A 13604-nucleotide genomic window follows, 5' to 3' on the forward strand; every position below is an offset into this window, starting at 1 on the left:
CTCGGGACCAGACGCGGAAGGCATCACCATGACCCCTCGCACCTCGGACAAGGTCACCGAGCTCCCCGACGGCCCGCCGGACGCGACCGGTCTGACCCCGCGCCAGCAGCGGATCCTTGCCGTCATCAAGGACTCGATCGAGAGCCGGGGCTACCCGCCGAGCATGCGCGAGATCGGCGAGAAGGTCGGCCTGACCAGCTCGTCGTCGGTGTCCCACCAGCTGCGGATGCTGGAGCAGAAGGGGTTCATCAAGCGCGACCCCAACCGCCCCCGCGCGATCGAGGTGTTCCTGCCCGAGCTGCTCGCCGCCCGCCGGTCGATCAGCGCGGCCGAGGAGACGTCGTACGACGAGACCGGGATCGGCGACACCGCTCCCCCGGCGACGTACGTCCCGATCGTCGGCCGGATCGCCGCCGGTGGCCCGATCCTCGCCGAGGAGCGGGTCGAGGACGTCTTCCCGCTGCCCAAGCAGCTCGTCGGCGAGGGCACGCTGTTCCTGCTCGAGGTCTCCGGCGACTCGATGATCGACGCGGCGATCTGCGACGGCGACTACGTGGTGATCCGGCAGCAGCCCGACGCCAACAACGGCGCCTTCGTGGCCGCGATGATCGACGGCGAGGCCACCGTCAAGACCCTGCAGCGCAAGGACGGCCAGGTGTGGCTGCTCCCCCACAACGAGGCCTACGACCCGATCGACGGCACCCACGCCACGATCCTCGGGATCGTCACCGCAGTGCTGCGACGGGTCTGATCGTCACACCAGCCCCATGATTCCCCGGGCAGCCGGGGGAATTGATGCTTGTCAGGCGTAGCAACACCTGACAACCCACTGATTCCCCGGTCGACCGGGGAATCGTGACCGGCCGCCGACGCCCGGGTGAACGGACGGTGCTCACACCCGGCGGGCGTCACCGGAGCCGCGGAGGCTCGTTGACCCGGGCGTGAGCCAGCAACTGAACGAGCAGCCGACGGCCAGGGTCGACCGGCGTACCGTCCTCAAGACCGGGGCCGCCGCCACCGGCGCCGCGGCTGTCGTCGTCGGCACCCGGTCGGCCGGCGCCGCGGAGCGCGTGTTCCGGCACGGCGTGGCCTCCGGCGATCCGCGCCCCGCAGCGGTGGTGCTGTGGACCCGGGTCACCCCGACCGCCGCCGCGACGCCCGGCTCGGGGAAGGGGCCGCGGGTCACCGTCCGCTGGCAGGTCGCCACCGACCGGGCGTTCCGGCACCTCGTGCGCCAGGGTCGGTTCGCCACCGGGCCGTCCCGGGACCACACGGTGAAGGTCGACGCGACCGGGCTGGCACCGGCCCGGTGGTACTTCTACCGGTTCCTGCTCGACGGGGTCGCCTCGCCGGTCGGCCGCACCCGCACCGCGCCCGCCCACGACTCGGACGTCACCCGGCTGCGGCTCGGCGTGGTCAGCTGCGCGAACCTCCAGGCCGGCTGGTTCAGCGCCTACCGGCACCTCGCCGACCGCGACGACCTCGACGCGGTCCTGCACCTCGGCGACTACCTCTACGAGTACGCCCCCGGCGAGTACGGCTACGGCGTCGGCAACGTCGACGTCCGGCCGCACGACCCGCCGCGGGAGATGGTGTCGCTGGCCGACTACCGGCGCCGGCAGGCGCAGTACAAGACGGACCCGGACCTCCGGCGCCTGCACGCGAGGTACCCCTTCATCGCCACCTGGGACGACCACGAGGTCGCCAACGACGCCTGGCAGGCGGGCGCGGAGAACCACCAGCCCGACGAGGGCGACTACCGGGCCCGGCGGGCCCGCGCGCACCGGGCGTACGACGAGTGGATGCCGGTCCGCCTCGACGGCACCGCCGCGCTCGGTGACGGCACCCGGATGTTCCGCCGGCTGCGGTTCGGCCGGCTGGCCGAGCTGAGCATGCTCGACCTGCGCACCTACCGCGACCAGCAGGTCGCCTCCTCGGTGCCCGGCTCGCCGGTCGGCCCGGTCGCCGACCCCGCGCTGAGCGACCCCGACCGCACCATGACCGGCCGCGCCCAGCTCGACTGGCTCAAGGACGGGCTGCGCACCGGTGGCGCCCAGTGGAAGCTGGTCGGCAACCCGGTGATGATCGCGCCGGTCACCTTCGCCCAGCTCCCGCACGACGTGCTCGACCCGGTCAACGACGTGACCGGGCTGCTGCCGCGCGACGGCCTGGCCTACAACGCGGACCAGTGGGACGGCTACACCGACGACCGGCGCGAGGTGTTCACCCACCTGCGCGACCACGGGGTCCGGGACACGGTCTTCCTCACCGGCGACATCCACTCCGGCTGGGCCTGCGAGCTCCCGCTCGACGCGGCGACGTACCCGCTCGGTGAGAGCGCCGGTGTCGAGCTGGTCTGCTCGTCGGTCACCTCCAACAACCTCAAGGACATCACCGGCTCGCCCCCGCGCACCACGTCGCTGGCGGTCGAGACCACGATCAAGGCCAACAACCGGCACGTGAAGTACCTCGACTTCGACAGTCACGGCTTCTCCGTGCTCGACGTGACGCCCGAGCGGGTGCAGATGGACTGGTTCGTGATCGGCGACCGCGCCGACCGCGGCACCCCGGCGAGCTGGACCGCGTCCTGGGCGACCGACTCCGGCACCCAGCGGCTGCGCCCGGTCGACCGACCCGTCGGAGGCACCCGGTGACCCGGCTCCGACGACGCGCGTTCCTCGAGGTGCTCGGCGCCGGCGGGGCCACCCTCGCTTTCTCCTCGGCGGTCGGCGCCGCGACCGCCGCCCCGCGGAAGCGTAGCTACGTGCTGGTCCTCGACGGCTGCCGGCCGGACGAGATCGACAGCGGCCTGATGCCGACGGTGCAGGGGCTGCGTGACGGCGGCACGCACTACCCGCGGGCCAGCTCGCTCCCGGTGATGGAGACCATCCCCAACCACGTGATGATGATGACCGGGGTGCGTCCGGACCGGAACGGCGTGCCGGCCAACGCGATCTTCGACCGCGGGCTGGGCGCGGTGCGCGACCTCGACCGGGCCTCCGACATCCGTGCGACCACGGTGATCGAGCAGCTCAACCGGAGCGGCCGGACCACCGGCACCGTGCTGAGCAAGGAGTACCTCTACGGCGTCTTCGGCGCCCGCGCCACGCACCGCTGGGAGCCGGAGCCCGTGGTGCCGGTCTCGGGGCACGCCCCCGACATCGTCACCGTCGACGCGGCGATCACGATGGTCGAGCAATTCGACCCGCACCTGGTCTTCGTGAACCTCGGTGACATCGACCGGCTCGGCCACAGCGACGTCACCGGTACGACGGGCGAGGCGGCGCGGCGGACGGCGCTGGCCTCGGCGGACCTGCAGGTGAAGCGGTTCGTCGACCTGCTCCGCTCGACCGGGCGCTGGGAGTCCTCGTTGCTGGTGGTGCTGGCCGACCACTCGATGGACTGGTCGCTGCCGCACCGGCTGATCAGCCTGCAGCCGCTGCTCGACGCCGACCCGCTGCTGGCCGGCAGGGTCCGGATCGCGCAGAACGGCGGCGCCGACCTGCTCTACTGGACCGGCCCGGACGGGCAGCGGCAAGCGGCGGTCGACCGGATGCGGACGATCGCGGCCGGGCACCCCGGCGTGCTGGCGGCGCATGACCGGGTCGCGGAGCGCGCGTGGCTGCGGCTCGGCGCGCGGGCCGGCGACGTGCTCGTCTGGTGCCGGGCCGGGTGGCGGTTCTCCGACCCCGACCAGACCTCGAACCCGATCCCGGGCAACCACGGGCACCCGGCGACGTACCCGATCCCGTTCTTCCTGGCCGGCGGCCACCCCGTCGTACGGCGCGGGGTCACCGAGGGCGCGCACGCCCGGACCGTGGACGTCGCGCCGACCGTGGCGGCGTACTTCGGGCTGCCGGCTCCGGCCGGCGGCTGGGACGGCACCTCCCGCCTCTGACCCGTTCGTTGACTTGCGCTTCGCTCAGCGTTGAGTTGCGCCCCGCTCACCGTTGACTCGCGCCCCGCTCACCGTTGACTCGCGCCTGGCTGTGATGCCGGACCGAGGGAGGCGCCACTGAACGGTCAGGCGAGCGCCACTCAACGGACAGGGAGGCGCAACTCAACGGGCAGGGAGGCGCGACTCAGCCGGCTGAGGACGCGAGCCGAGCCAGCGCCTTGCGGACAACAGCCGGGTCGGTTGTGGTCCACATCGGCGGGAGGCTGGCCTTGAGGAAGCCGCCGTAGCGGGCGGTGACCAGTCGCGGGTCGAGGACCGCCACCACGCCCTTGTCGGTGGTGCTGCGGATCAGCCGGCCGCTGCCCTGTGCCAGCAGCAGCGCGGCATGAGTGGCCGCGACCTGCATGAAGCCGTTGCCGCCGGACTGGTCGGCGGCCCGCTGCCGGGCCGACATCAGCGGGTCGTCGGGCCGCGGGAACGGGATCCGGTCGATCAACACGAGCTGGCAGGTGTCGCCGGGGACGTCGAGCCCCTGCCAGAGGCTGAGCGTGCCGAACAGGCAGGTGTGGGGGTCCTCGACGAACTGCCGGGCCAGCTCGGGCAGCTGGGCGTCGCCCTGGGCGAGCGTGGTGAGGTGCGGCAGCCGGGCCCGGACCTCCTCGGCGGCCGTCTCGGCGGCGCGACGGCTGGAGAACAGGCCGAGCGTGCGCCCCTCGGCGGCGTCGACCAGCTCCACGATCTCGTCGAGCTGCGCCTTCCCGAGCCCGTTTCGGCCGGGTGACGGCAGGTGCCGGGCGACGTACAGGATCGCCTGCTTGCCGTAGTCGAACGGTGACCCGACGTCGATCCCCCTCCACGGCAGCACCTCCTCGTCGGGACCCGAGGACTCGTCGACCACCTCGCCCACCGGTTCGGTGGGGATCCGCTCGGACGGTTTGAGGCCGACCGACGAGGCGACCACGGAGAAGTCGCCGCCGAGCATCAGGGTGGCACTGGTGAACACCACGGTCTTGTCGCGCAGGAGCTTGTCGCGCATCGGCCCCCAGACCTGGAGCGGGGCCACGCACAGCTGCGGGCCGCCGCGGGCCGGCTCCCGGTCGTTGCGCCAGAGCACGTCGGATTCGAGGTCGGCAGCCATCCGCTCGGCGTGGTTGAAGACCTCCTGGACACCGGCCCGGGCCTGCGACCGGCCGGCGTCGGCGTCGCCCTCGCCCTCCTTGGGGAACGCGCCGAGGCAGGCCCTGGCGGCGTCGCGCACCAGCACCAGGGCGTCGGCGAGGTCGGCCGGGATCCGGTCGATGCGGCCGGGCTCGGACTGGGCCAGTGCTCCCTCCAACGCGCCGGCGGCGTCGTCGAGGTCGTCGGCCTCGCTGCCCTCGACCCAGCGCTGGGCCCGCCGCGCGGCCCGCTCGACGTCGCCGGTGCTGAGCTCGTCGGTCGCGGCCTGGGTGATCCGCGCGGTCACCTCGTGGGCCTCGTCGACGACCACGACGTCGTACTCCGGGATCATGGGGACGCCCTCGATCGCGTCGATCGCGAGCAGGCTGTGGTTGGTGATCACGAGCTGGGACTCGGCGGCGCGGTCCCGCGCCCGCTCCGCGAAACACTCGTCGCCGAACGCGCAGCGGCTCCGGCCCAGACACTCCCGGGCACTCACCGAGACCTGGCGCCACAACCGGTCGGTGTGCCGGGGCGCGTGGTCGCGCTCCCCGGTGCCGTCGTTCTCCGCCTGCTCCTCGGCCCAGGCGCGGAGCTCGAGGACCTGCTTGCCCATCGAGCCCTCGGGGACGTCGACCAGCACCCCTTGGTCGTCGGGAACGCCCTCGCGGATCCGATGCAGGCACGCGTAGTTGGAGCGCCCCTTGAGCACGGCGTAGGACGACGAGACACCCTGCTCGTGCTCGATGGCCTCGACCAGCCGCGGGAGGTCGCGCTCGACGAGCTGGTGCTGGAGCGCGAGTGTCGCGGTGGCCACCACGACCCGCTTGTGGTGCAGCATCGACGGCACCAGGTAGGCCAGCGACTTGCCGGTGCCGGTGCCGGCCTGGACGAGCAGGTGCAGCCCGTCGTCGAAGGACCGGGCCACCTCCTCGGCCATCTGGACCTGGCCGGGCCGCTCCTGGCCGCCGAGCGCCTCGACCGCCTCCGCGAGCACCTCGCGCACGCGGCTCGGCGCCAGCCGGCGGTGGCCGCGCGACCCCCGCCCGGTCGGCGTCTCGGTAGGCACGTCGTCAGGCACCCGAGCACCCTATCCGCGGGCGCCCACACGGGGGCCGGGGGCTAGCAGGTGTCCTGGACGTCGGTGACCAGCGTCTTCACCGAGCTGGTGACCGCGGGCACCGCGGAGACCACGGCCGCCAGGTTGCTGCCGTTCGGTTCGTCGGCAGCCGCCTTGAGGCTGGCGGTCAGGGTCGACACCGCGGCATCGACGGCGTCGACCTGGCTGGAGAACTCCGACGAGGCGTCCGACTTCAGCTGCGTCAGGTCGTCGCGGACGTTGGTCAGCCCCTCCTTCAGGTCGGCGAGCCCGTTCGAGGACGTGACGTCGATCGAGGTGAAGTCGTCGATCGCGGCCTTGAGGTCCTTCGCGGAGGAGCAGACCGCGGGTTGGTCGTCGCCGCCGCAGGCGGCGAGCAAGACGCTGAGCAGCAGGGCGCTCGCGGCGACCGCCAGGGGACTCTTCATACCCGACACCGTAGGGACGCGGGTGCGCCGCTGAGCAGGGCCGAAAGACCCGCGGACGCGCGCCCGACCGCTCAGCACCACGCAACTCAACACCCAGCGAGGCGCAACTCAACACCCAGCGAGGCGCAACTCACCACCCAGCGAGGCGCAACTCAACGCACTGGTCAGACGACCGCGCCGGAGTCCTGGGGGTCGCGGACCCTCTTCTCCTTCTTCGACCGCTCGAGCGGCCAGCGCTGCTGGAGGTAGGTCAGCAGCGGGGTGGCGGTGAAGACCGAGGAGTAGGTGCCGATGAGCAGGCCGAGCAGGAGCGCGATCGAGAAGTCCCGCAGCGAGTCGCCGCCGAGGACCGCGAGCGCGGCCAGGATGATCATCGCACCGAGCCCGGTGTTGACCGTGCGCGGCATCGTCTCGACCGCGGCCTTGTTGGCGATCGCGGCGAAGTCGCCGCTGCTGGTCCCGTGCCAGCGCTCGCGGATCCGGTCGAAGACCACGACCGTGTCGTTGACCGAGAGACCGATGATGGTCAGCGCCGCGGCCAGGAAGATGCCGTCGATCGGCTTGTCGAGCCAGGCGAAGACACCGGTCACGATGATCACGTCGTGGAACATCGCGAGCACCGCGGACAGGCCGAACGTCCACTTGAAGCGGATCGCGAGGTAGAGCATCTGCACCGCCAGCGCGATGCCGAACGCGAGCAACGCCTTGTTGCGCAGCTCCTCGCCGAGGCTGGGTGCGATCTCGTTGTCGGAGAGCACCTCGGCACCGCCGGCCTCCTGCGCCAGGGACTCCTCGATCGCGTCGCGCTCGGCGTCGGAGATGTCGCCGGCGCGCACGGTGATGACGGGGTTCTCCTGGTTCTGCTGGGTGGACTCCTGCACGACTGCCTCGGGAACGCCGGCGTCGGCCACCAGCTCCCGGGCCCGGTCGGCGGAGACCGGCGTGTTCGTCGTGTAGTCGACGACCCTGCCGCCGGTGAACTCGAGGCCGAGGTTGAGCCCGGCGCCGAAGATGCCCACCAGCGACAGCAGCAGGGCCGCGCCCGAGATGCCGAGCCACAGGTTGCGGCGCTTCATCAGGTCCGGGTTGGTGCGGTTGAGCCAATCGCGGACCCGGCCGCTGTTGGCCAGGCCGCTGACCTTCGGGTGCTTCGTGACGTACTTCGTCGCGACACCGATCTCCGTGAGCACCCGGGCGATGACCAGCGCCGAGATCATCGAGGCCACCACACCGATGGACAGCGTGACACCGAAGCCCTTGACCGGGCCGGAGGCGAGGATGAACAGCAGCGCCGCGGCCAGCAGCGTGGTCACGTTGGAGTCGATGATCGCGGTCCACGCCTTGTTGAACCCGATCTGGAGGGCGCGGCGCATGCCGGCCCGCGGGTTCTCGGCGTACTCCTCCCTCGCTCTCTCGAACACAAGCACGTTGGCGTCGATGGCCAGGCCGATCGCGAGCACGAAGCCGGCCAGGCCGGGCAGGGTCAGCGTGGAGCCGAGCACGAGCAGCAGGGCGTAGGCGAGCACGGCGTACGACGTGAGCGCGATCGCCGCGAGGAAGCCGACGAAGCGGTAGACGAAGACGATGAAGATACCGGTCAGCACGAGGCCGATCAGGCCGGCCTTGGCGGAGGCCTCGATGGCCGCGTCGCCGAGGGTCGGGCCGACCGTGCTGGAGGAGATCTGCTCGACCTCGAGCGGCAGCGCGCCGCCCTGGATCAGCAGAGCGAGGTCACGCGCCTCCTGCTCACCGAAGCTGCCGGAGATGTTGGTGCCGCCGCGGATCTCGCTGCCGCAGGGCACGGAGACGTCGGGCGAGGAGATGATGCCGCCGTCGAGCACGATCGCGATCCGGCCGGGGTCTCCCTCCTCGCAGGCGGCCTTCCGGCTGAGCTCGGCGAACGCGTCCGAGCCTTTGCCGTCGAAGTCGACGCTGACCTCCCAGCCCACGCCCTGCTGCGGCTGGACCGCGTCGGCGCTGTCGATCTCCGCGCCGGAGAGGGCGGCGGGCCCGAGCTGGAGGATCTCGCCGGTCTCGGTGTCCTGGACGTTGGACCGCTTCGAGGTGTCGGGCTCCTCGTCGGCCTGCTGGGCCTGACCGATCACCGGGTGCACGGTGAGCTGCGCGGTACGGCCGATGACCTCCTTGGCCTGCTCGGGGTCCTGCACGTCGGGGAGCTCGACGAGGATCCGGTCCTCGCCGACGCGCGCCAGCGTGGGCTCGGTGACGCCGAGGGCGTCGACGCGGCCGCGGAGGATCTCGATGGCGCGGTCGACGTTGGTGGCGTTGGCCTCGACACCGTTGGTGTCCTTGGCCTGCAGCATGATCTGGGTGCCGCCGCGGAGGTCCAGGCCGAGCCGGGGCTTGACGTTCAGGGCCAGGGCCACGCACCCGGCCAGGAGGCCGAGCACGAGCAGGAGTCGGAGGAAGGCGCCGCGGGACATGCGGGCCATCCTCCCTGAAGTGGCAGGTGTCACCCAATCGGGCGGGTGGGATGTGACCGGGTCGTGACCCGAGGGCCCGGACCAGGGGAACCACGTACGGCGCGACGCCGGGTCACGGAGGGGACCCGGCGCCGCGCCGTGGCTGGTGTGGTGGTCGGACAGGTCAGAAACGCAGTCCGCGCAGGTAGGCGTAGCCCACGTCCGCGGTCTGGATCGGCGTCACGTCGGGGCTGTCGTTCTCGACGATGTACTCCTCGACCTGGTGCGCCCGGAAGATGCGCGCGAATTCGATGTAGCCGGTGCCGAGGTCGGCGTGGTCGCCGTTGGCCGGGTTGCGGTCCTTCACGTGGTACTGCCGGACCTGCTGCGGCGTGGACAGAACCGTGTCGATCGCGAAGTCGATCGAGTCGGCGTCGCTCATGCCCAGGCCCTTGCCGCCGGTGACCGCCCAGTAGAGGTCGACCTCGAGGTGCACCAGCGCCGGGTCGAGCTCGCTGGTGAGCACGTCCCACGGGGTCACCCCGCCGCCGAGGTCGGTCGTGAACTCGTGCGCGTGGTTGTGGTAGCCGTAGGCCAGGCCGAGCATCCGGGCGGCGGCGGCCTCGGTGTTCATCTGCTCCGCCCAGGTCTGCCACTGCGCGAGCGACGCCGAGGCGAGGTAGGGCACGTTGACGTAGCGCTGCCCCATCGTGACCGCGTTCGCGAGCTTGGTCTCGAGCGCGGCGGGCGTGGCACTGATCCCGTCGTGGCTCGACGAGGCCCGGATGCCGAGCCCGTCCAGCAGGGACCGGAGCTGCGCCGCGGTCCGGCCGTAGTAGCCGGCCAGCTCCACGCGCGGGTAGCCGGTGTCGGCGAGGTGCGCCAGGGTCTGCTCGACTCCGGCGCCGGTCATGATGGAGCGGAGCGTGTAGAGCTGGATGCTGATCCTGCCCGGCGGCACGGGCCGCCCCCGGGCGGGCTTCTTCGCGGGGGCCAGGGCCCCCGCGGGACCGGCCGTCCCGAGAACCGCCACTCCCGCAGCGGTCGCGAGGGAGCCGCGCAGGAACGAGCGTCGACTGGCGCCGCGCCGCTCCAGGGAGTCGCGCAGCGCTCCCTCACCGTCATAGCCGTAGCACATGTGGATCGTCCTTCCTCGTGGTTGACACCTGGTGTGGTCCCCCGCTCCCCCCGCGTGCTGGTCCCCCTCTGTCCCCGTCAGTCCTGGCTGCTGAAGGCCGCGTCGAACGCCGCGTCGGGCGCGTCGAAGGCCAGGTCACGCACGAACGCGAGCGCCTCGGGAGCACCGCGGAGCCGGTCCATGCCGGCGTCCTCCCACTCCACCGAGATCGGGCCGTCGTAGCCGATGGCGTTGAGCATCCGGAAGCACTGCTCCCACGGGACGTCCCCGTGACCCGTGGACACGAAGTCCCACCCCCGGCGCGGGTCGGCCCACGGCAGGTGCGAGCCCAGCCGGCCGTTGCGGCCGTTGCCGGTCAGCTTCTTCGTGTCCTTGCAGTCGACGTGGTAGATCCGGTCCTGGAAGTCCCACAGGAACCCGACCGGGTCGAGGTCCTGCCAGACCATGTGGGACGGGTCCCAGTTGAGGCCGAACGCCTCGCGGTGCCCGATCGCCTCCAGGGTGCGCACGGTCGTCCAGTAGTCGTAGGCGATCTCGGACGGGTGCACCTCGTGCGCGAACCGGACGCCGCACTCGTCGAAGACGTCGAGGATCGGGTTCCACCGGTCGGCGAAGTCGCGGTACCCCGCGTCCACCATCTCCTCGGTCGCCGGCGGGAACATCGCGACGTACTTCCAGATCGAGGAGCCGGTGAACCCGATCACCGTGTCCACGCCGAGGCGCTGGGCGGCCCGGGCGGTCATCTTCATCTCCTCGGCGGCGCGCTGGCGCACGCCCTCGGCGTCGCCGTCACCCCAGATGCGGTCCGGCAGGATCGCCCGGTGCCGCGCGTCGATCGGGTCGTCGCACACCGCCTGGCCCTTGAGGTGGTTGGAGATCGCGTAGAGCTTCAGACCGTGCTTCTCCAGCAGGTCGAGCTTCGCCTTCACGTAGGCGTCGTCCTCGGCGGCCAGCCAGGGGTCGAGGTGGTCGCCCCAGCAGGCGATCTCCAGGCCGTCGTACCCCCAGCCCGACGCGAGCTCGCACATCTTCTCGAACGGCAGGTCGGCCCACTGGCCGGTGAACAGCGTGATCGGACGGGTCATAGTCGTCCCTTCGGTGATGGGTGGATCGGGTCAGCGCACGCCGAGCAGGTGCTCGAGGGCGAGCTGGTCGAGGGCCTCCTGGCCGACGCTGCGGGCGGCGAGACCCGCGACGTCGTGGTCCTCGGCGCGTAGGTCGGCCAGCGACTCCTCCGCACCGACCGTGGGCTGGTCGAGCTCGGCCACAGCGGCGGCGGCCGCGGCGGCCGCGACCTCGGGGTCGGCGCGGAAGGCCCGGACCTTCTCGCGCAGGATCAGGTAGTTGCGCATGCAGGCCCGGGCGGACTCCCACACCCCGTCCTCGGCCTCCGCCCGCGGGGGCTTGAAGTCGAAGTGGAGGTACCCGTCGTACCGGCGGTCGGTGCCGGCGCCCTCGAGCGCGTCGACGGTCCAGAACGCGCCGCGGGTGTGGCCGGCACCGAAGCGCAGGTCCTGGTCGAAGCGCGGCCCGTGCTGCCCGTTGAGGTCGACGTGGAAGAGCTTGCCGTGCCACAGCGCCTGGCTGATGCCGTGCGCGAAGTTCAGCCCGGCCATCTCCTCGTGCCCGACCTCGGGGTTCAGCCCGACCATCGACGGGTCGTCGAGCGCGCCGATGAACGCGATGGCGTGGCCGATGGTCGGTAGCAGGATGTCGCCGCGCGGCTCGTTGGGCTTGGGCTCGAGCGCGAACCGGATCGCGTAGCCCTGCTCCTTCACGTAGGCGCAGAGCAGGTTGAGGGACTCGGCGTACCGGTCGAGCGCCGCAGCGACGTTCTTGCCGCCACCGTGCTCGGCGCCCTCCCGGCCGCCCCAGAGGACGAACGTCTCCGCGCCCAGCTCGGCCGCGAGGTCGACGTTGCGCAGCGTCTTGGCCAGCGCGTAGCGGCGGACCGCCCGGCTGTTCGCGGTGAACGCGCCCTCCTTGAACACCGGGTCGCCGAAGAGGTTGGTGGTGACCATCTCGACGGCGAGGCCGGTGTCGGCCAGCGCCTTCGCGAACCGCTGGAGGGTCTCCTCGCGGGTGCGGTCGTCGGGGACCAGGTCGTCGTCGTGGAAGGTGACGGCGGCGGCCCCGAGCTCGGCGAGCCGCTCGGTCGCGGCGACCGGGTCCATCGGCGGCCGGCTCGCGGGGCCGAACACGTCGACCCCCTGCCAGCCGACCGTCCACAGGCCGAAGGAGAAGCGGTCCGCCGGGGTCGGCGTGTACGACGTCATGCGGGAACCTCCTGCCAGGAGCGGGTGTCGGAGCTGGTCTCGACGGCGGCGAGCACCCGCTGCACCTGGAGGCCGTCGGCGAACGACGGCTCCGGCTGCGTCCCGTCCGCGAGCGCGGTGACCAGGTCGACGACCTGGTGGGTGAAGCCGTGCTCGTAGCCGAGCCCGTGCCCGGGCGGCCACCACGCCGACACCCACGGGTGCCCGGCCTCGGTGACCACGATCCGGCGGAACCCGCCCTCGAGGTCGTCGATGGTCGCGTCGTGGAAGTGCAGGACGTTCATGTCCTCGAAGTCGAAGGCGATGCTGCCCTTCGAGCCGTTGACCTCGATCCGGATCGCGTTCTTGCGGCCGGTGGCGAAGCGAGTCGCCTCGAAGACGCCGAGCGCGCCGCCGCCGAACCGGGCCAGGAACACGGCGGCGTCGTCCACGGTCACCGGACCGCGCTCGGTGCCCGCCTGCCCGCTGAGGCCGCTGGAGCTCTCCGCGACCGGGCGCTCCTTGACGAAGGTCTCCAGCTGGCCGGAGACCTCGTGGATCGTCTCGCCGAGGATGTGCTGGGTCAGGTCGACTACGTGGGCGCCGATGTCGCCGAGTGCGCCGGACCCGGCCTTCGCCTTGTCCAGTCGCCACGACAGTGGGGCGTCGGCGTCGACCAGCCAGTCCTGGAGGTACTGCGCGCGGACGTGCCGCACCTCGCCCAGCCGGCCGTCGGCGACCAGCTTCCGGGCCAGCGCGATCGCGGGCACCCGGCGGTAGGTGAAGCCGACCATGGCCCGCACGCCGTGGGCGGCGGCCTTCTCGGCGGCGGCGGTCATCGCCTCCGCCTCGGCGACCGAGTTGGCCAGCGGCTTCTCGCACAGCACGTGCTTGCCGGCCTCGAGCGCGGCGATCGCGATCTCGGCGTGGGTGTCGCCGGGGGTGCAGACGTCGACCAGGTCGATGGTGTCGTCCTCGAGGACGCTCCGCCACGAGGTGCTGCTGCTCGCCCAGCCCAGCCGGGCGGCCGCCTCGGCCACGCCGGCGGCGTTGCGGCCGCAGACGACGGCCATCTCCGGGGCCAGCGGCAGGTCGAAGAAGTGCGGCGCGGTGCGCCAGGCCTGTGAGTGGGCGGCGCCCATGAAGGCGTACCCGATCATCCCGACCCGCAGGGCCGGCTTGTGCTCGGTCATGTGACCTCGATC

At 72.1% G+C, this 13604-nt stretch carries 10 protein-coding genes; 3 read left to right on the plus strand and 7 right to left on the minus strand.

The features are described 5' to 3' along the window. Positions 1-28: 28 nt before the first annotated feature. From lexA to EKO23_RS07855, 3 genes are all read left to right on the plus strand, one after another. Positions 29-751 (plus strand): transcriptional repressor LexA, encoded by a 723-nt coding sequence (lexA, locus tag EKO23_RS07845; protein ID WP_134715934.1) that lies wholly within the window; start codon positions 29-31, stop codon positions 749-751. A 190-nt stretch (positions 752-941) separates the two neighbouring features. Beyond that, positions 942-2654 (plus strand): alkaline phosphatase D family protein, encoded by a 1713-nt coding sequence (locus EKO23_RS07850; RefSeq protein ID WP_246050958.1) that lies wholly within the window; start codon positions 942-944, stop codon positions 2652-2654. After that, positions 2651-3898, plus strand: coding sequence for an alkaline phosphatase family protein (locus EKO23_RS07855; RefSeq protein WP_134715936.1), 1248 nt, complete (start codon positions 2651-2653; stop codon positions 3896-3898). The genes EKO23_RS07850 and EKO23_RS07855 overlap by 4 nt, the downstream gene beginning before the upstream one ends. Before the next feature lie 184 nt (positions 3899-4082). Here EKO23_RS07855 and EKO23_RS07860 read toward each other — a convergent pair whose 3' ends face one another. From EKO23_RS07860 to EKO23_RS07890, 7 genes are all read right to left on the minus strand, one after another. Continuing rightward, complete coding sequence (locus EKO23_RS07860) at positions 4083-6137, minus strand: ATP-dependent DNA helicase (RefSeq protein WP_425464388.1); 2055 nt, start codon at positions 6135-6137, stop codon at positions 4083-4085. A 41-nt stretch (positions 6138-6178) separates the two neighbouring features. Further along, a complete protein-coding gene (locus tag EKO23_RS07865; RefSeq protein ID WP_134715938.1) occupies positions 6179-6583 on the minus strand; it encodes a hypothetical protein in 405 nt (134 codons plus the stop codon). Positions 6584-6747: 164 nt separating this feature from the next. After that, the gene (gene secD / locus EKO23_RS07870; protein ID WP_134715940.1) at positions 6748-9027 is read right to left on the minus strand and encodes a protein translocase subunit SecD; all 2280 of its coding nucleotides are present in this window, start codon (positions 9025-9027) and stop codon (positions 6748-6750) included. A gap of 163 nt (positions 9028-9190) precedes the next feature. Continuing rightward, on the minus strand, positions 9191-10144 hold the full coding sequence (locus tag EKO23_RS07875) for a sugar phosphate isomerase/epimerase family protein (protein ID WP_134715942.1): 954 nt from the start codon (positions 10142-10144) through the stop codon (positions 9191-9193). A 77-nt stretch (positions 10145-10221) separates the two neighbouring features. Next, positions 10222-11229 carry a sugar phosphate isomerase/epimerase family protein gene (locus EKO23_RS07880; RefSeq protein ID WP_134715944.1) on the minus strand — a complete coding sequence of 336 codons (1008 nt, stop codon included), beginning with the start codon at positions 11227-11229 and terminating at the stop codon, positions 10222-10224. A gap of 30 nt (positions 11230-11259) precedes the next feature. Continuing rightward, positions 11260-12420 carry a xylose isomerase gene (gene xylA, locus EKO23_RS07885; RefSeq protein ID WP_134715945.1) on the minus strand — a complete coding sequence of 387 codons (1161 nt, stop codon included), beginning with the start codon at positions 12418-12420 and terminating at the stop codon, positions 11260-11262. Further along, on the minus strand, positions 12417-13592 hold the full coding sequence (locus tag EKO23_RS07890) for a Gfo/Idh/MocA family protein (protein WP_134715947.1): 1176 nt from the start codon (positions 13590-13592) through the stop codon (positions 12417-12419). The genes xylA and EKO23_RS07890 overlap by 4 nt, the downstream gene beginning before the upstream one ends. Positions 13593-13604 lie beyond the last annotated feature (12 nt).

The organism is Nocardioides guangzhouensis, from assembly GCF_004519545.1.
In the GTDB taxonomy this organism is placed as follows: domain Bacteria; phylum Actinomycetota; class Actinomycetes; order Propionibacteriales; family Nocardioidaceae; genus Nocardioides; species Nocardioides guangzhouensis.

Coding starts and splice junctions, on each gene's coding strand:
- xylA (WP_134715945.1), bottom strand. CDS start 12,420: ATGACGTCGTACACGCCGACCCCGGCGGACCGCTTCTCCTTCGGCCTG.
- EKO23_RS07880 (WP_134715944.1), bottom strand. CDS start 11,229: ATGACCCGTCCGATCACGCTGTTCACCGGCCAGTGGGCCGACCTGCCG.
- EKO23_RS07865 (WP_134715938.1), bottom strand. CDS start 6,583: ATGAAGAGTCCCCTGGCGGTCGCCGCGAGCGCCCTGCTGCTCAGCGTC.
- lexA (WP_134715934.1), top strand. CDS start 29: ATGACCCCTCGCACCTCGGACAAGGTCACCGAGCTCCCCGACGGCCCG.
- secD (WP_134715940.1), bottom strand. CDS start 9,027: ATGTCCCGCGGCGCCTTCCTCCGACTCCTGCTCGTGCTCGGCCTCCTG.
- EKO23_RS07875 (WP_134715942.1), bottom strand. CDS start 10,144: ATGTGCTACGGCTATGACGGTGAGGGAGCGCTGCGCGACTCCCTGGAG.
- EKO23_RS07890 (WP_134715947.1), bottom strand. CDS start 13,592: ATGACCGAGCACAAGCCGGCCCTGCGGGTCGGGATGATCGGGTACGCC.